This is a genomic window from Kamptonema formosum PCC 10802 (assembly GCF_000332335.1).
In the GTDB taxonomy this organism is placed as follows: Bacteria; Cyanobacteriota; Cyanobacteriia; order Cyanobacteriales; family Oscillatoriaceae; genus Oscillatoria.
In genome coordinates this window covers 2,362,374-2,381,489 of sequence record NZ_KB235948.1, presented here as the reverse complement: position 1 = coordinate 2,381,489, position 19,116 = coordinate 2,362,374, and the positions used below count along the sequence as shown (strand labels likewise).

Here is a 19,116-nt window from a genome sequence, read left to right as displayed (position 1 = left end):
GCTTTTACGTCTGATTAATATTTATTTAATTTTTCTCGGAGCTTACGCAATCTTGACTCTAAGAATGAGGAATCAAACAAAAATGATGGGATTCAGTAAAGGTGGCCAATCAGCGCGGCAGCCAGCAGGCGCTCCCATTCCGGAGGGGAAGGGTGGCTGGGGCAAGCGCTAGGGCGTGGGGGAGAGGCAGCCGGCAATGGGGGGGTGGGGGGCTGTCCATTGCTGGGGGAACTCTATGGCGGTGAAGTGAGGCGCGGTTCTAGCATCAGGGTGTTCAGTTGGCGATTTCGAGTCCCTGAAGGCCAGAGAGGGTGCCGCCGGCAGGGATGGGGGTAGGGGGTGAGAAAATAATTTTGGGTTGAGTGAGGGAGGGAATTCTCATGAGTTTATAGGACTCGCGCTGCAGCCTGCAGCGCTTCTGAATCGGGATTTTTCGCGATTTTTCGCGATTTTTTACGCGCCACTGAGGTGCGCAGGTGACTGGGATCTGTTAAGGTGTATTAAGATGAGCCATCACAGGGTGAAAAAGGGCAGGTCAACTGCCAGAAAGAGAAAAGAAGATTAAACAAATCTATTCGGAATAAAAATCCAATTTTTTTGAAAGTGAGTGGGTGTTGCGTTCCAAGGCGCAGGGGATTCGGGCAAATTAAAAAGCAAGGAGAATATGGCAATCCAAGCACTAAAAAATGGAAGGAATCAGCGTCAAAATCGCGCAGCCCAGCCAGATCGCTTCTTCAGCCTGTCGCAGGAGATGCTGTGTGTGGCCGGGTTCGGCGGCGATTTCAAGCGCCTCAACCCGATGTGGGAAAAAACGCTGTCGCTCAGCAGCTCCGAGTTGCTGCTCAAACCGCTGATTGAATTCGCGCATCCGGAAGACCGAGAATCCACCGCAGCGGCCCTAGAAAAACTGGCGGCAGGCACGGAGGAGACAATTTCCTTTGAAAATCGCTACCGCTGCGCTGACGGCTCCTACAAAAGGCTGCTGTGGAATGCGGCAGCTGTGCCGGAAGAGGAGCTGATTTACGCAGCGGTGCGGGAGAGCGCTTTTGAGCCGGTGCCGCAAGCTAGTGATGGCACCCCGAGTGAGAGCACCGGCAGCCTGCTGGTTGGGCACAAGGGGCGCGGCGAGTTAGAAAAACTGCTGGAGAAACGGACGGCAAAGCTGACGCGCACCATCGCCCGGCTCAAACAGGAGATACGCTTGCGCAAACAGGCGGAGGCGGCGAGAAGCTCTTCAGGGGAGCGATTCCGGAAGTATTTCGAGCTGTCGCTGATCGGCGTGGCGATCGCCAAGCCAGACTCTGGCTGGCTGGAAGTCAACGACGCTCTGTGCGAGATTTTGGGCTATTCCCGGCCAGAACTGTTACAAATGACTTGGGTGGAGCTAACGCATCCAGAGGATCTGGATGCGGATGTGGCCCAGTTCAACCGGGTTTTAGCCGGCGAGATTGATGGCTATTCCCTGGAGAAGCGGTTTGTCCGCAAAGATGGCCAGGTTATCCACGCCAGCATCGGGGCGCAGTGCGTCCGCAAGGCGGACGGATCTGCCGATTACTTCGTGGCGCTGATTCAGGACATCACCGCTCGCGTGCGAGCGCAGGAGGCGCTGCGGGTGGAGACGGAACATCTCACCTCTGTAAAGGCGCGGCTGCAGCTGGCTCTGGCGGCGGCTCGCATGAGTGTGTGGGAGTGGGACATTGTCACCGGCGACATGACTTGGTCTGAGGGGGCCAAATCCCTGTTTGGCTTGCCTGCAGGCGAGTTGCCGGGCACCTACTTCGCCTATCTCAACCTCGTCCACCCCTCGGACCGCAGCCGCGCCATGCTGGCTTTCGCAATGGCCGTTGAGGCGGGGGAAGAGTACAATATCGAAACCCGCATTGTCTGGCCCGATGGCAGCAGCCGCTGGATTCTCAGCAATGGGGAAGTGGTGCGCGACGCCTCTGGAATGCCGGTGCGCATGATCGGTACAGTCCGGGACGTCACCGAGCGCAGGCGGGCGCAGGAGGCGCTCAAGCAGGCGAATGAAGAGCTCGAAATTAAGGTGGAGGCGCGGACAGCGGCGTTCAGGCACGCGATCGCCCAGCTGCACAGCGAGATTGCTGAGCGCAAGCGCATTGAGGAGCAGCTGCGCAACTCCCAAGAAATGCTCCAGCTGGTGATGGACAATATCCCGCAGCTGATTGCCTGGAAGGATCGCGATTCGGCGTATCTCGGGTGCAACCGCAATTTCGCCCGCGCTGCGGGGCTGCGCTCTCCAGAGGATATCGCTGGCAAGACGGACTGGGATTTGGGGTGGGAGCCGGATCAGGCCGCTTATTTCCGCCAGTGCGACCGGCGAGTCATGGAGGCGGATGCGCCGGAATATCACGTCATCGAATCGCAAATGCAAGCCGGTGGCCAGCAAGTTTGGCTGGACAAGAACAGAATCCCCCTCCACTCCGGAGAGGGGAATGTTGTGGGAATCCTGCTGACTTCGGAAGATATCACTGACCGGGTGCTCAAAGAGGAAGCTTTGCGGCAGTCAGAGGCGGAAAAGACGCAGTTAATCGCGTCCCTGCAGCAGCAAGCGACTCAGCTGGAAATCGCTCTGCGGCAGCTGCAAAGCACCCAAACCCAACTGATCCAGACGGAAAAAATGTCTTCTCTCGGCCAGCTGGTTGCCGGTTTGGCTCACGAAATTAATAACCCGGTGAATTTCATTTATGGCAATCTCATTTACGCGAGTCAGTATATTCAAGAGTTGCTGGAGTTGGTGAATCTCTACCAGCAGCACTGCCCGCACCCGCCGGCGGAAATCTCCGCCCGTTCTGAGGAACTCGATCTTGATTTCGTCAGGGAAGATTTGCCCAAACTCCTGAAGTCGATGCATGCCGGCGCTACGCGCATCCGGGAGATTATTCTGTCGCTGCGCAATTTCTCCCGCCATGACGAAGCGAAGTACAAGCCGGTGGACATTCACGAGGGAATTGAGAATACTCTGCTGATTTTGCAGCACCGGCTGAAAAGCAAGGCGGGGAATTCGGGAATTGAGGTGATTAAGGCGTATGGCAATCTGCCTGAGGTGGAGTGCTGTGGCGGTGAGCTGAATCAGGTGTTTATGAATATCCTGACGAATGCAATTGATGTGCTGGAAACTCAAACTGCGCCTCGCACGATTACAATTCGCACCGAGGTGGGGCATGGGGAATGGGGCACCGGGCATCGGGGAGAAGAATCCTCTGCGCCCTGCGCTTCATACCCCATGCCCAATTCCCAATTCGTTCGGATTTCGATTTCTGACAGCGGTCCGGGGATGACAGAGGATGTGCGCCGCCGGCTATTTGACCCGTTCTTTACCACTAAGCCGGTGGGGAAAGGTACGGGTCTGGGGCTGTCCATTAGTTACCAGATTGTGGTGGACAAACACAAGGGCAAGCTGACCTGCCTCTCCGCACGGGGACAGGGGACGGAGTTTGTCATTGAAATTCCCATTCGCCAGCAAGGGCTGCCAGCGCGCGCGCCGGCACTTCCCTTGGGCGGTTAGCCGTCTCGGACTTGCCTGAAAGCCCTCCTCCTCCTCCCGCGCCGGCATCCCCGGCGGTTCCCTCGCACGTTTTTTGCACAAATTAATGTTTAGTTCTGTTAAAGGGTTAGATTGTTTTTAGCGTTGGGGGCATCCTCAATAGGAAGTAAGCTGTTACGCTTTTAATATGCGTATTGAAAAAAGCAGGCAGAGCCTCCAGGGTTTCGCTTCCCGTCCAGGCCAATTCTGCGTGGGGGAAGCCAAAAGAAACCTGCTTTCTCCGATTTATCTGCGGAATTTGCGGAGGCCGGACTTAAGTGAATTTACGGACGCCACACCTGTAGAATTTGCGGTTGCTCAACCGCGCTCACTTGCCCTACCCGTGGCGCTTTTTGGGTGCGTTCCCTCTGGCAATGCGCACGGCTTCTGCGGAGGAGCCGTGGGTTCAGCAATAATTTGCTTAATTCGGGTAAGTGTGAATACTCACTGAAAATATCTCCGCCTCTGTATTGCCGCATTATACCATAGCAAAACACATTTAGCACTTTTTGTAATAAAATATTAATAATTTGCCGGTTGTTGCCCGCACTATCTGGCAACTGTGGCAAGATCGTCCTACGGCGTCAGACTTGAGCGGGCTATGAAAACAGAGAAGATATCTTGGGGATGGGGGAAGTGGGGGGGCACCGGCACGAGCCGGCTGCCAGGGGTTCTGGGAGCTACCCCGCTGCTAGTGGGGGGCTGCGCCCTCCTGGCCACCCTAGGGCTCTGGCAGGCAGCGAGCTTCCAGGAGCGCACACAGATTGAGGGCAAGGTGAAGTTAGCCACCGAGGCGATCAGAAACGAAGTGCAAGGGCAGCTTGCCACCCGCATTGGGGGGCTGCAGCAGATGGCCGAGCGCTGGGAGAAGCGGGGGCAGCCGACGATGGGGCAGGGGAAAATCGGTGCGGAAGTGTACATCGATTTCTACCCGAACTGCCAAACCGTGCAGTGGCTCGCGCCCTCGTTACAGCCCCGCTGGACAGTTTCACGACCTGGAATTGTCGCCCCGGAGGCGGAGTCGCACCGGCAGGCATTACCCCCCAAGTCCGGCAAGTGGAAGGATATGATCGCCGTTCCCTCCCTTTCAGAACAAGGCAGCAGAGAGTTGTGGGTCTATATCCCCGTGTACTACAAAGGGAGCTTCGACGGGTTTCTCTTCGCGTCCTTTCGCACCGAGGGATTGTTCCAAACCATCTTGAGCGACGAGACTGTCGCCGGATACGGGCTGAGCGTGTTTGAGGGGCAAACGAAAATATTCAGCCGCGACTCCGACAGTCCGCAGAACGCATCGGGCACAGGTGAGGAAACATCGTTCCCCCTGGATGGGATCACGTTGCGGGTGCGCGTCTGGCCCAGTGCGGAGCTGCTGGCATCCCAACAGTCGCCGGTGCCGGAATTGGTGCTGGCTGCCGGCTTGCTAGTCTCCTTGTGCCTCACCTTTGCCCTGCGTCAGGCGCTTTGCGCAAAAGCAAGGGCGCAAGAGGTGGGAGCGATCAACGCTGCCTTAAACCGCGAAATCAGCGAGCGCAAAGAGGCGGAGGCAGCCCTGCGCCAACATCTGGAGATAATTGACCTCGCCAGTGACGCCATTGTGATTCGGACTCTCGACGACCGGATCGCCTATTGGAATCAAGGCGCAGAAAGGCTTTACGGCTGGAAGAAAGAAGAAGTCACCGGCAAATACATCCACACCTTTTTGCAAACTGTCTTTCCGCAGCCCTTGGAGGAAGTCCTGGAGCTGTGCCGGCATCAGGGGCGCTGGGAGGGAGAGCTGACTCACACCAAACGGGATGGGGCCCAGATCCTAATGGGCAGCCGGTGGACGCTGCAGCGCGATGAAACCGGCGAGCCTTGCGCCTTTTTGGAAATCAACAGCGATATCAGCGCGCGCAAACAGGCAGAGGCAGAACGCGCCCAACTGCTGGCGCTCGAACAAGCCACCCGCGCTTCTGCTGAAGCCAGCGAGCAGCGCTATCGCACACTCGCCGAAACCATCCCGCAACTGGTGTGGAGCAGCCTGCCGGACGGCTATCTGGACTACTGCAACCAGCGCTGGGTTGACTACACCGGCATGACTCTGGAACAAAGCGAGAGCTGGGGGTGGCAGTCGATACTCCACCCTGAGGACAGCGAGCGGTGCTTCGACCTCTGGACGCAAGCTTTGCGGACGGGGGAGATTTACCAAATCGAATACCGCTTGAAGCGAGCGGACGGACAGTATCGCTGGCACCTCGGTCGGGCGCTGCCCATCCGCGACAGGGAAGGGCAGATTGTCAGGTGGTTTGGCACCTGCACCGACATTGACGGCCAGAAGCGGGCGGAAGAGGAGCGGGCTCTGAGCCTGGCCCGCGAGCGGGAGGCGCGACAGGAACTCGAAGAGGCTTTGCTGGAACTGCAGCGCACCCAGTCGAGGCTGATTCAGAGCGAGAAAATGTCTTCTCTGGGGCAGCTGGTTGCCGGTGTCGCTCACGAAATTAACAACCCGGTAAACTTTATTTTTGGCAACCTCACTCACGCAAAAGACTACACCGAAGACATCTTGAGACTGCTGGAACTGTACCAGGAAATTTATCCCGAGCCGGCACCAGAAATTCAGCAGGAAAGGGAAGCGATTGACTTGGAGTTTCTTATGGAAGACTTGCCAAAACTGCTGTCTTCTATGAAGCTGGGAGCAGATCGCATCCGCGATATTGTTCTGTCGCTGCGGAACTTCTCGCGGCTGGATGAAGCGGATATGAAAGAGGTGGACCTTCATGAAGGCATTGACAGTACGCTGCTGATCTTGCAAAACCGCTTGAAAGCCAAACCGGAACACTCCGGCATTCAAGTTGTTAAAGATTATGGCAACTTGCCTAAGGTGGAGTGCTATGCCGGTCAGATGAACCAGGTGTTTATGAATATCCTGTCTAATGCCATAGATGCTTTGGATGAGTGGAACGAGCAGCGCTCCGCCTCGGAAATTAAAGCCAGCCCCAGCACTATCACCATTCGCACCGAAGTGGCAAATGGGGGACTGGGAAGCGCGCATCGAGACGCAGAAAAATCCCCAGTTCTCCATGCCCCATGCCCGGTGAACCATGCCCAATTCGCTCGGATTTCGATAGCCGACAGCGGTTCGGGCATGACTGAATTAGTCACGAATAACCTGTTTAACCCCTTCTTTACCACTAAACCTGCCGGCAAGGGCACCGGTCTGGGGCTGGCGATTAGTTACGAAATTGTTGTGGAAAAACACGGCGGCAGTTTGCGGTGCGTTTCTGCGCCGGGGAAGGGAGCGGAGTTTGTCATTGAAATTCCCCTGCGGCAGCCAAATCGCGGCTAGGTGGCGGGTGTTGCAAGACCACAAACCGGGTTTCTCTCACACCGCTGACAAAAAGCACCGACCGTGCGCGAGATTGCTTGAGTTCACCTTCCAGCCTCCGCCTGGGAACGCCCCACCGGAGGCGGAGCCTCCCAGAAGGCCGGCGCAAATTCAATGCGCGACGTATCCGACTGCGGGGCAACTTTTCAATCCGGCTAATTACTTTACATTACGAACGGCGGGATTTTAGCTAAAACCCAGTCAGAGCTTGGCTTCTCACACATCTGACGGTGAAAAACGGGAAACTGTGAAACTAAAATGTCTTTTCTCCAATCTCTTTGCTTAAATCGACCGGCGTGCAGTCGTGTTAATTCACCGCTAGCAAACAGCGTTCCGCCGTCAGGAGTGCCCGCTCCAGAGAGCGCCGGCAGAACGCACCCTGCGGCCCTGGCCATTGAAATTTAGTTGCAAATTGTAAAAGATCCGTTATAAAATAGCGGAGAACTTGATAATTTGCAATTTGGGCCGATAGCTCTCTGAATACCCCCCGGAAGGGGATTCTCCATCGAACAAGGTAGAGGTAATGGCGACCCGAAAGATTAAATCTTCAACAACGAAGTCTCAGCGAGTAGAAACAGCAGGCTCAAACAGCTGCGAGCAACTTCGCCTATTTGCGGAATGGATGCCTGCCGGTGTGGCCATGTTTGACCGGCAAATGCGCTATTTGCTGGCGTCTCGGCGGTGGCGGGAGGACTGGGGACTGGAAAACCGAGCCCTGACGGGGCTGCGCCATTGCGAAGTCTTTCCCAACCTGCCTGAAAGCTGGCGAGAGAGGTATGAAAACTGTTTAGGCGGAGAGGAGCAGCAGTGGTGGGGGCACACGGTTCGCCCCGACGGTTCAGCGGTGAGGGTGAGGTGGAGAGCGACTCCCTGGCGGGAGGGAACCGGCGAAATTGGCGGTGCGGTGGTGCTGGCAGAATTGATCGCTGCGCCGGCACAGGCCGGAGAGGCACCGCCCTTTGCGCCGGCAGGAGGGCCCGCCGGCACCCTGGCGACACAGAGAAACCGCACCCTGGAAGAAAAGATTGACAAACTGCTGGAAGCCGGCGCGGCAACCCGTGCGGACATGGCAGCCGCCTTGCAAGAGCTGCAACAAGAAATTGCGGCTCTCCTGCAGGCGCAAAAAGAAGTTGAGCGATTTTTTAATATTTCATTTGAGATGCTCTGTATTGCCGGGTTAGACGGCTATTTCCGCCATGTGAACCCAGCCTTTGAAAAAACCCTCGGCTACACGACAGAAGAACTGATGGCCAAACCGTTCCTGGATTCTGTTCATCCCGAAGACATAGGCCGCACCCTCGACGAAATGGAGAAGCTTTCCACCGGCGCTGCTACGCTCAGCTTTGAGAATCGCTATCGCTGTAAAGACGGTTCGCACAAGTGGCTGGCGTGGACATCCATTCCTGTTTTGGAGGAAGGGTTACTGTATGCAGTGGCTCGCGACATCACTCCCGCCAAACAGACAGAGCAAGCCTTGCGAGAGAGCGAGGCTCGCTTCCAAAAGCTGGCGGCTAATGTGCCGGGAATGATTTATCAATACCGGCTCAGTGCGGATGGAGTCGGCGCACTGACCTACGTCAGTCCGGGCTGCCGGGATCTTTATGAAAATGAGCCAGAAGTGCTGCTGGAAGATGAGAGAAATGAGTTAATTCATCCCGAAGATCGTCCTGCCCTGTTTGAGTCCACTGCAGAATCAGCCCGCACCTTGCAGCCGTGGAACTTGGAGTGGCGGATCGTCACCCCTTCCGGGAAAATCAAGTGGGTGCGAGGCGCTTCCCGACCGGAAAAGCAAGCCAACGGCGACATTCTTTGGGATGGCTTGGTGATGGATATTACCTCGCGCGTGCGGGCGGAAGAAGCGCTGCGCAAGAGCGAAGCGAATCTGGCAGCGGCGCAAAAACTGGCGCACTGCGGCAGCTGGGAATTTGATGCCGTCACCCAGAAGATCAGTTGGTCAGAGGAAATCTTCCGAATTTATGGGCTTGACCCAGATCGACCTGAACCGACTTACTCAGAACAGCTAGAACTGGTTTATCCGGATGACCGGCAATTCTGGGAACAAACAGTCGGGCAAGGTCTTTATGAAGGGAAACCCTATGAATTTGAATATCGGATTGTCCGCCCTGACGGATCTGTCCGGTATGTCTGGGGTCAAGGGCAACCCGTTCTCAACAGTGAGGGGCAGGTGATTCAGCTGTTTGGAACTGTCCTGGACATCACCGGGCGCAAGCAGGCAGAGGAGGCGTTGCGAAAGTATCAAGAACACCTGGAAGATTTGGTGGCAGAGCGGACGGAGGAACTGGCGCGGGCGAATCAGCAACTGCAGGAGGAAATGGCAGAGCGCCAGCAAGCTTCGGAGGCGCTGCGGCATAGCGAGGCGAGGTTGCAAAGGCTGGCGGCTAATGTGCCGGGAATTATTTACCAGTTCCTCCTCCGTGCGGATGGTTCCCGCTGTTTTCCTTATGTCAGTTCTGGCTGTCGCGACCTCTATGAAGTGGAGCCAGAGGAAGTTGGGCAGAATCCTGAGCTGCTTTTTGAGATAATTTATCCAGATGACCGGCAAAGCCTTGAAAAGACGATAGCACTTTCAGCCCAGACGTTGCAGCCTGTCAGCTGGGAGGGGCGTTGCCTCACGCCGTCGGGTCGCATAAAGTGGGTGCAAACAATCGCGCGAGCGGAAAAACAAGCCAGCGGAGATATTCTGTGCGATGGCGTGACGATCGACATTACCCACCGCATAGAGGCGGATGCGGCACGGCGCGAAAGTGAGCAGCGCCTGTGGACGGTTATTAATAATGCGCCGCTTATCCTCTACGGGATAGACAGCACGGGAATATTTACCTTTTCCGAAGGCAAAGGGTTAGAGGGTATGGGACTCCAGCCTGGTGAAGTAGTGGGGCAGTCAGTTTTTGACTTATATCAATTTTTGCCTAACGTTTTGGAAGCAATTCGCCAGGTTTTGCGAAAAGGTGCTGATGTAAATTTTAGCGCAGACCTGGGCGGCCCTGTGTACGATAATCGCGTCACACCCATGTGGGGTGAGAGCGGTGAAGTTGTGGGCTTGATTGGTGTTGCCACCGAAATTACGGAGCGCGTGCGAGCGGAGTCAGCCTTGCGGGAATCGGAAGCGCGAGAGCGAGAGAGAGCCGATCAGCTCCAGGGAGCGCTGCAAGAAATCCAGCGCACTCAGGCTCAGCTGGTACACAGTGAAAAAATGTCGTCTTTGGGGCAGCTGGTGGCGGGTGTCGCGCACGAAATCAACAATCCCGTGAGTTTTATCTATGGGAATATTGACCCGGCTGTAACTTATATCCAAGACCTGCTGCAATTGCTGGAGCTGTACCAGGAATACTACCCTGTGCCGGCACCGGCGATTCAAGAGCTGGCGGAGGAAATCGACCTGGATTTTTTGGTGGGAGATTTGCCAAAACTGCTGGCTTCTATGAAAATGGGCGCAGAGCGCATCCGCGATATTGTGCTTTCGCTGCGCAATTTCTCGCGCTTGGATGAAGCGGCGATGAAGCCGGTGGATATTCACGCCGGCATTGACAGTACGCTGAGATTGCTGCAAAACCGGCTGAAAGAAACAGGGGGGCGACCAGCGATTGAAGTGATTAAGGAGTATGGCAACCTGCCTGAGGTGGAGTGCTATGCCGGCCAGATGAATCAGGTGTTTATGAATATCCTCACCAATGCCATTGATGCTTTGGAAATGGAGCATCGGGCATCGGGCACCGGGCATGGGAAAGAAAAACAATCTCCCTATATTCGGATTAGAACTTCCATAGAGGAGGGTCCCGGAGGCGCGGGGCAAAACAATCCATCCAAAATACAAAATACAAAATCCAAAATCCCCAGCGATCAATTTGTCCGGATCGAAATCGCTGACAGTGGTCCGGGAATGGCGGAGGACGTGAGAGTGCGCCTGTTTGACCCCTTCTTTACCACGAAGCCGGTGGGGAAAGGCACCGGCTTGGGGATGTCGATTAGCTATCAGATTGTGGTGGAAAAACACTGCGGTTCGCTGGCGTGTTTTGCAGCGCCCGGACAGGGGGCGGAGTTTGTGATTGCGATTCCGGTACGGCAACAGCATGTCAGCCGCCCTGATATCACTGACGCAAATTATATAGCAGTAGGCACTTAGGTGCGTACATTTCGGCCTCGTTTGCACCCCCCACTCCTGCTCCTATTGTCCTAACCCATATTACTACTGGGATATAGACGTAGGCCAGCGTCTGGCTGCCCTGAAGGTCTAATGTTCTAACCTAAGTGCATACTGCTATAGCAGTATGCACTTAAATTAGGACGTAAGGCCTATACTTCCTATCCCACTGTCCTAAACTGACTGTCTATTGCTAGAGTATTATTCGTCGAACAAATAATGGTTTGGCGAGTGTTCAAGAGTTCCCAGGTTAGGCAAGATCGGGCCCGACGCGCAGTATTGATTGCGCCCGCGCTGCTTGGCTTTATAAAGTGCCTTGTCAGCGCTGGCAATCAGTGCTTGTGGGGATTCTCGCTCGCGCGGCACTGTGGTGGAAATGCCTTGGCTGAGTGTAATCCAGTTACTCACGGAAGATAGGGCGTGGGGAATCTTCAGCTGCCGCACCTGAAAGTGGATGGCGCTCGCCACCCGCACAGCTTCCGGAAAACTTGTATTGGGCAGGATGGCGGCAAATTCTTCTCCTCCGTAACGCGCTACCAAATCCTGGGGACGAGTGACCCCCAGGCTAATGGCTTGGGCGACCCGCTTCAAACAAGCATCCCCAGCTAGGTGCCCGTAAGTGTCATTATAGGCTTTAAAATAATCAATATCGCACAAAATCAAGGAGAGAGGGAGTTGCTCTCGCTCTGCCCGACACCACTCCAACAGCAAGTATTCATCAAAGTGACGCCGGTTGGCAATTTCCGTCAAATTGTCTGAGCGAGCGTAATGCAGCAATTTTTCGTTCGCTTGCTGTAAAGCTGCTTCAGCCCTGCGCCGGCTCTCAATCTCCTGGAGCAACTTCTCATTTTGCTCCTCCAGCAGCCGAGTTTTTTCCTGAAGCTTCATTTGCAGGCGTCTGATAGTCAGCTGGCTCTCTACGCGAACCAGGACTTCTTCCAGCTGAAACGGTTTAGTAATGTAGTCCGTTCCCCCTACCCTAAAGGCTTGCACTTTGTCCGCAACATTATCTAACCCGCTGATAAAAATTACTGGGATATCGCAAGTTTGTGCGCAGGCTTTCAGCTGCAGGCAGACTTCATAGCCATTCATTTCTGGCATGTTGATGTCGAGCAAAATCAAATCGGGATGGGCGGCGAGCGCCGCCTTCAATGCCAGTTTTCCGGAAATCGCTTTTTGCACCCTATATCCCTGTGCGGCCAGAATCGCGGACAAAAGACGCAGGTTATTGGGCTGGTTGTCAACCACTAGAATCTTGCCCTTTGGTGTTTCAGCTGGCTTTGTACTCATTCTTCTTAACCCAGGGGATACATTATATTTACCACTGGGGCGCTGCAGCGAGCAAGGTAGCGGCTAACTGACTCTCCAAAGGTTTAGAGAACAGGTATCCCTGACCGAAATCACAGCCCAGGGATCTCAGCTGAGCGAGCTGAGCCGGGGTTTCCACGCCTTCGGCAACCGCACTCATCCGCATTGTGCGGGCGATGCCGACGATTGCGGGAACCAGCCCGCTATTTTCGGGGCTGCCATCCATGCGCTTGACAAAGGACTGGTCAATCTTTAGCCCACTCACGGGAAAGCAGTGCAGGTAACTCAGGGAGGAATAGCCGGTGCCAAAGTCATCAAGGCTGACCCCGATTTGCCGCTCTCTGAGTTGCTGTAAAATTCCCCTGGCCGATCCCCCATCTTCCATTATAGCACTTTCTGTAATTTCTAGCTTTAAGTTTTGGGGATTCAGCTGCGTTTCTTGAAGGCTTCTATCAATCTCTTCAATTAAGTTGGGCTGTAAAAAATGCCGCGCCGAAACATTGACACTGACGGTTATGGAGGCGTCTGCCAGTTTTTTCTCCTGCCAGATGCTGAGCTGTTTGCAAGATTCCCGCAATACCCAAGTGTCGATAGAGGCAATCAAGCCGGTTTCTTCCGCCACTGGAATAAACTCGGCGGGAGAAACCAAGCCGCGTTCCGGGTGCCGCCAGCGCACGAGGGCCTCAAATCCAGCTATTCTGCCGGTGTTGAGCGCTACAATTGGCTGGTAGTAAACGAGGAATTCTGAGCTGCCGACAGCCCTGCGCAGGTCGTTTTCTAGCTGTAAAGTCTGGAGCGCTTCTTGGTGCATTGCCGGGTCAAAGACGTGATACCGGCCTTTTCCCAGCGCCTTGGCCCGATACATGGCCGTGTCAGCATCCCGCAGCAGATATTCTGGCTTGTCACCGCAAATATGGCTGGGAGTAATGCCAATACTGGCATTGATGAACACCTCATGTCTGGAGAGCATAAAAGGGGAGGAGAGCTTTTCAAGAATTCCCTCCGCCACTTGAGTTGCTGTGCTGATATCGGGGATATTTTCCAGGAGAATGGCGAATTCGTCGCCGCCCAGTCGCGCTAGCGTGTCAGCCTCGCGCAGAGACGCTTCCAGCCGGCGGGCGATGGCGATTAGCAACTCATCCCCCACCAGATGCCCGAGAGAATCATTGACAACTTTGAAGCGATCGCAGTCCAAAAACAGCACAGCAAACTGACAGTCCGGCTGTTCTTTAGCGCGTTCTATCGCCCGTTCCAGACGCTCGGTGAACAGAGCCCGGTTGGGGGTGCCGGTGAGCGAATCGTGCAGCGCCAGGTGCAGCAGTTGATTTTGCAGTTGCTTGCGCTCAACGATTTCCTGGAGCAGGTCTTGATTGGCTATTTCTAGCTGGCGGGTGCGCTCTTGCACCCGCTGTTCCAGTTCGGCGTTGAGCCGGCTAATTTTGATTTCCGCCTCTTTCAGCGCCAGTTGATTTTGGATGCGGACTAAAATTTCTTCCACCTGAAACGGCTTGCTGATGTAGTCCGCACCCCCGACCTTAAACGCCCTCACTTTGTCGAAGACATCATCCAGTGCGCTCAAGAAAATTACTGGGATTTTGCTGGTTTTATCCGCAGCTTTCAGGCGGTGGCAGACTTCATACCCATCCAGATCCGGCATCATGATATCGAGTAAAATCAGGTCGGGCAAGAGGCTCTGACACGCCTTGATCGCCATCTGGCCGGTCAGGGCTTTGCGCACCTTATACCCCTCCTCCATCAGGAGCGGGGCTAAATACCTCAGGTTATTGGGGTTGTCGTCAACGATGAGAATGTTTTTTTGGGAGGGGTCGATCCGCTCGGCGCTCATCCCGCTGCCTCCTGTTGAGTTAATTCTTCAATTTTATCAAATTGGTAGTTGTTTGCTAAATCCGCCAGCGCTTGCGCGAGTGGGTAGAACTCAGTGGGAATTTGTTGGAGCAGCTCCAAAATCAGGTCATCGCTGCACTGAAGTGCAGCGCGATATACCTGCGCCAGCCACTCAGCCGGCATCACTTTCAAGCTGTCCGCTGTCAGCTGGAAAACCCCTGGCGAACCGTCTCGATCTGACGGCCCGCCCGTCACGGCTGCCGGTGGCTCCTCACTGATATAGTTCACCCCTAAATGTTCCCTGATTTTTTCCAGCAACTCTTTTTCTTGGAATGGCTTGCGAACAAAGTCATCGCAACCGGCATCCAAGACCATCTTCCGGTCTTCCTCAAAGGCGCTAGCCGTCAGGGCGACAATCACCGTGGCCTGACCCCGCAGAGTGCTTTTAATGTGCTGAGTGGCTTCATAGCCATTCATCACCGGCATTCGCATGTCCATGCAGATCAGGTGCGGCTCCCAGCTCTCCCACACAGCTATCGCCTCTCGCCCATTCTCGGCTTCTCGCACAGAAAAGCCGATTCTCGCCAACAATTTTACCAGCAAAAGGCGGCTGTCGGAGCGGTCGTCAACCACCAAAATGCGATATTCGGGCTGGTTGGCCTCTAGGCCAATTACCCGGCGCTGCGGGACAACCGGCGGCATTTCCAGTGCGCCAGCCACGGTGACAGAGATATGAAATGCAAACAGGCTTCCCTCACCCAGAATGCTCGTGACACTAATATCGCCTCCCATCAGCTGCACGAACTTGCGGCTGATCGGCAAACCCAGCCCCGTTCCTTGCAGGGATTTCCGACCGGTTTCGGTTTGCCCAAAAGCTTCAAACAACTTGTCCATCTCCTCAAGGGCAATCCCCGGGCCGGTGTCCTCGATTTCAAAGGTGATTGGCCACTGGGAATTGGGCGCTGGGCACTGGGGATTTTGGATTTCGGATTTTGGATGTTGGATTGGGGATTGACTGTTTTCCCCAGTGCCCGATGCCCTGCGCCCCACTCTCACCCGCAGCGTCACACTGCCTTTTTCTGTAAATTTGATAGCATTTCCCAGAATATTAATCAGCACTTGGCGCAATTTACCCTCGTCAGTTTTGACAAATTGGGGCAGGTCTGTAGCGCGGTCGCTCAGGAGCAGCAATCCCTTGGACTCGGCTTTCAATCGCAACATGTCCTCCAGGGCGTTCAGGAAGCGAATTAAATTAAAGCTGCTTTCATTTAACGCCGTCCTGCCGGCCTCTATTTTCGACATTTCCAGAATGTCGTTGATCAGTGACAGCAGGTGTTCGCCGGCGCGATTGATAATTCCCAGGTATTGCTGGTGTTCCGCTATCACCAATGAATCGCGGGCCATCAATTGAGCGAAGCCGAGAATAGCATTGAGTGGGGTTCGCAGTTCGTGGCTCATGGAAGCCAAAAACTCGCTCTTGGCGAGGTTGGCAGCGTCGGCTGCCACCAAAGCTTTTTGCAGCGCTGCCGACTGCCGCTGGGTCCGATCGAGCAATTCAGCTTGCTGCAGGGCAACTCCCAACTGGCTGCCAATTTGAATGGCGACTTTAATTTCTGCATCCTTCCACTGGCGGGAGCCAGAATTTTGATAGCTCGCCAGCAATCCCCAAAGCTGACTGCCACAAAAAATCGGAACCGTGAGGTAGGCTCTGGCTTGGAACTGTTCCAGCAAATTAATATAACAGTCGTTAAACCCTGCGCTGTAGATATCTGAGACAGCGAGGTGCGACGCCCCCCGGCTGTAGGCACCGCCCCGGGTTTCTTGCAGGTATGTGTCCTCAACGGTCACGGCATTTGCGCTGTCAAACGCTCTCACCGCGCAGCAGTCGTTTTCTATGGCATTCGCTGTCAGCTGCGGGTTGCTGCCCTGTTCCTGGAGCAGGGAAACCCACTGGCTGCCGGTGGACTCAGCAACCATCTCGCCACTCCAGTCGGGATGGAAACGATACACCAGAACGCGATCGCAGTTGAGCACTTGCCGCAATTCCTGGGCAGTCGCCCTGAAAATCGTTTCAATATCCAGCGTTTGGCGTATCCTTTGAATCACTTGAGCCAAAGATCGCTCCCGAAAAGCGCTCTCCCGCAATGCCTCTTCTGCCAGCTTGCGCTCCGTAATATCCACCACATACCCCACCATCTCGATCGGGCTGCCGGCAGAGTCCCTCACCAATCTTAGCTGATTGTACACCCAGCGATAAGCCCCGTCTTTGTGCAAAATGCGGTATTCGTGGGAGTGACGCCCGGCTTCAAACAGCTGTGACAGTCCGGCAAAGATGCACTCCCGATCTTCCGGGTGGATGAGACTGGGCCACAAAGAAGCATCCTCTATATATTCTCGCGCTTCGTAGCCCAGAATTGTCTTGGCGTTCTCACTGAGAAATGTTATCTTGTAGTCTCCTCCGGGCTGGTTGCTAAAAATCACCGCCGGACTAGAAGTCAGCAAGAATTGCAGGCGTTCTGTGACTGACCGCAGTTCCGACTCGGCTCGTTTGCGCTCGGTGATTTCCACTACAACGACCCCCACGCCTGAGGGGCGATTGCTCTCTCCTGGAATGGGAAAGCAAGACACCACCCAGTGGCGGTCAAGACCCGGCTGCGCCGGCACTTTTCCCGACACTTCTTGGTTGATCGCCGGTTGGCCGGTGGCCAGCACCTGCAGGCAGAGAGGTTCGAGCGTGGGGGCGAGTTGGGGCGCGACTTCCCGGAGGCTTTTGCCGAGATGCTCGCCCACCGGCAGTCCATTAATCCCTGCTAGCGGTTCGTTGATTTGCGTGACGCGCAGCCGGTCGTCCAGGATGGCCTTTGCCACCGGCGAGCAGCTGAAAAAGGCATGCAGTCTGGCTTCCCGCAAGGCGATCTCTCGTTCTAGCACTTTGCGCTCAGTGATGTCAGTCGCCGTGCCCAAAACCTGCTTCAGCTTCCCGTCAGGAGTTCTGGCGAACGGGGTTTCCCGGACGAAGAAAGTCCGCCATTCTCCTTGGGCGTCATGGAGCCGGTACTCGTGTTCAAAAATCCCCCCATCTGCCATTGCGGAGAGTTGCTGGAGATTGTTTGGAATGTTTGCGAAGTCTTCAGGGTGCATAATCGCTGGGAGCAGCGCCGCACCTATGTCTTGAATCTGGTCTGGCGTGTAGCCAAGAATAGCGGCTGCGGAGCGATTGGCATAGACCTTGCGCTCCTCAATTATATCGTAAATGTACAAAAAATTTGCAGATGTCTGGGCAATCCGCTCAATAAAATGCTTGCTCTCCCGCAGCGCCTCTTCTGATATCTTTCTCTCGGTGATGTCGCGGACAATATAAATTCTCTCGCCCTCTTCTAGAAGCGTCACCGCGATTTCGTGATAGAATTCCGTCCCGTCGCGCCGGCTGCCGGCAGCGTCAATGCGGCAGTTCCCCTGTTGCAAAAAGTTGGAGAAGGATTCTCTGCCAGCCCCTTGCAGTTCGGCTTCGCTGTACAGCGCTTGCCAGCTTTTCCCCAACAGGTCTTCGGCGCTGTCACAGCCAAAAATATTGACGAGGGCTTGGTTTATATAGATAAACTCTCCGCTATAGTTGAGAATCGCAATCCCATCCGTAGCAGCTGCCATTGCGGCGGCTTGCTGCTGCAACGTTTTCTCGGCTTGCTTGCGCTCTGTTATATTGCTAAATGTGCAAACAACGCGCTCGACACCGCCGGAAGCTGCAAGCTGCGGGTCAAAATTCAGCAGCAGCCACAGCGGATTTTTTCCCTTGGGGCGAGCTACGCCGGCAACCAGGTTGCGCACCGGCTGGCTGCCGGCGAGCGCTTGCTTGAAGGGACTCTCCTGCTGGGGGAACATTTTGCCCTCTTCGTCGAGCAGCTGCAAATTGAGGTCAAAAATACTTTTTCCCTGCAGCTCGCACTCTGCGAGATCCAGCAGTTCGCTCGCCACTGGGTTGCACAAAAGAATTTTGCCACCCCCATCCAGCAGCAGCACCCCTACTGGCATTTTCTCGATCAGCGAACGGAATTGCTTTTCGGTTTCTTGCAGGGCTTCTTGCCTGACTGACTGGTCGGCATAGCGCCGGTCGAACAGGGAGGCGAGCAGGGTTGCGCTCAACAGAATCAGGGTGGCGGCTCCCACCTGAATCGCCAGCCAAGAACTGTCAGATCCTTCCATTTGGATGCCGTCTAACTCTGGCCTTCGGGAAAAGCACGTCGCCCACATGCCGGTGTAGTGCATGCCGCTGATCGCAACACCCATCATGCCGGCGCTGCCCAATTTCTGCCAGTCGCTTCCTTCTGCTGTTGAGTGGCGAAATTGAAAAGCCAGCCCCAAGGCGGCACCTGATGCGGCCATTGCGATGGCCACAGACAGGCCCACAAGGCCCGGGTCGTAGTGCACCGCCGCCGGCACTCTCACCGCTGCCATGCCCAGGTAGTGCATGGAGGCGATCGCCAGTCCCATGACGGCACTGCCCCCGCTCAGCACTGGCGCAGTCAGTTTCGGGCGGCTGAACAGCAGCAGCGCCAGCCCAGAGGCCAGAATGGCACCGGCCCAAGACAGCAGGGTGAGCGGCACGTCATAGCTGACCGGCACTGGCAGCTTGAAGGCCAGCATGGCGATGAAGTGCATCGACCAAATGCCGGTGCCCATTGCCACTGCCCCACCGGCAGTCCACAGCAGCCGCGAAAGCCGCGACGATGCCGGTGTGACTCGCCCCGCCAAGTCTAGCGCCGTATAGGAGGCAATTATTGCAATGGTCAGTGACAGCGCTGTCAGGCGGAAGTCATAACTGCCAAGAATCTCTTCATGCATGGCTGGATATTGCAGACTTAGATACCATTATTTCAGATTATCTTTTTATCTTAT

Annotated in this window: 6 protein-coding genes; 3 read left to right on the top strand and 3 right to left on the bottom strand. The window is 55.3% G+C overall.

Annotation, left to right across the window (positions count from 1 at the left end):
• Positions 1–664: 664 nt before the first annotated feature.
• From OSC10802_RS44205 to OSC10802_RS44200, 3 genes are all read left to right on the top strand, one after another.
• Positions 665–3,526, top strand: a complete 2,862-nt coding sequence (locus OSC10802_RS44205; protein ID WP_155967541.1) for a PAS domain S-box protein — start codon at positions 665–667, stop codon at positions 3,524–3,526.
• 619 nt (positions 3,527–4,145) lie between these two features.
• Positions 4,146–6,869 (top strand): PAS domain-containing sensor histidine kinase, encoded by a 2,724-nt coding sequence (locus OSC10802_RS39520; protein ID WP_017716655.1) that lies wholly within the window; start codon positions 4,146–4,148, stop codon positions 6,867–6,869.
• A gap of 562 nt (positions 6,870–7,431) precedes the next feature.
• Positions 7,432–11,052, top strand: coding sequence for a PAS domain S-box protein (locus OSC10802_RS44200; protein ID WP_071593298.1), 3,621 nt, complete (start codon positions 7,432–7,434; stop codon positions 11,050–11,052).
• A gap of 219 nt (positions 11,053–11,271) precedes the next feature.
• Here the strand turns inward: OSC10802_RS44200 and OSC10802_RS0110035 are convergent, their stop codons facing one another.
• Genes OSC10802_RS0110035 through OSC10802_RS44195 form a run of 3 tightly spaced genes read right to left on the bottom strand, consistent with a single transcriptional unit; the run spans position 11,272 to position 19,062 of the window.
• Positions 11,272–12,360, bottom strand: a complete 1,089-nt coding sequence (locus OSC10802_RS0110035) for a diguanylate cyclase domain-containing protein (RefSeq protein ID WP_017716653.1) — start codon at positions 12,358–12,360, stop codon at positions 11,272–11,274.
• A 28-nt stretch (positions 12,361–12,388) separates the two neighbouring features.
• Complete coding sequence (locus tag OSC10802_RS0110030) at positions 12,389–14,224, bottom strand: GGDEF/EAL domain-containing response regulator (protein ID WP_017716652.1); 1,836 nt, start codon at positions 14,222–14,224, stop codon at positions 12,389–12,391.
• On the bottom strand, positions 14,221–19,062 hold the full coding sequence (locus OSC10802_RS44195; protein ID WP_017716651.1) for a PAS domain S-box protein: 4,842 nt from the start codon (positions 19,060–19,062) through the stop codon (positions 14,221–14,223). Before OSC10802_RS44195 ends, OSC10802_RS0110030 begins: the two co-directional genes overlap by 4 nt.
• Positions 19,063–19,116 lie beyond the last annotated feature (54 nt).

What these genes read in the sequence shown, in the direction of transcription:
- OSC10802_RS44205 (WP_155967541.1), top strand. Translation starts at nt 665, where the DNA reads ATGGCAATCCAAGCACTAAAAAATGGAAGGAATCAGCGTCAAAATCGC.
- OSC10802_RS39520 (WP_017716655.1), top strand. Translation starts at nt 4,146, where the DNA reads ATGAAAACAGAGAAGATATCTTGGGGATGGGGGAAGTGGGGGGGCACC.
- OSC10802_RS44200 (WP_071593298.1), top strand. Translation starts at nt 7,432, where the DNA reads ATGGCGACCCGAAAGATTAAATCTTCAACAACGAAGTCTCAGCGAGTA.
- OSC10802_RS0110035 (WP_017716653.1), bottom strand. Translation starts at nt 12,360, where the DNA reads ATGAGTACAAAGCCAGCTGAAACACCAAAGGGCAAGATTCTAGTGGTT.
- OSC10802_RS0110030 (WP_017716652.1), bottom strand. Translation starts at nt 14,224, where the DNA reads ATGAGCGCCGAGCGGATCGACCCCTCCCAAAAAAACATTCTCATCGTT.
- OSC10802_RS44195 (WP_017716651.1), bottom strand. Translation starts at nt 19,062, where the DNA reads ATGCATGAAGAGATTCTTGGCAGTTATGACTTCCGCCTGACAGCGCTG.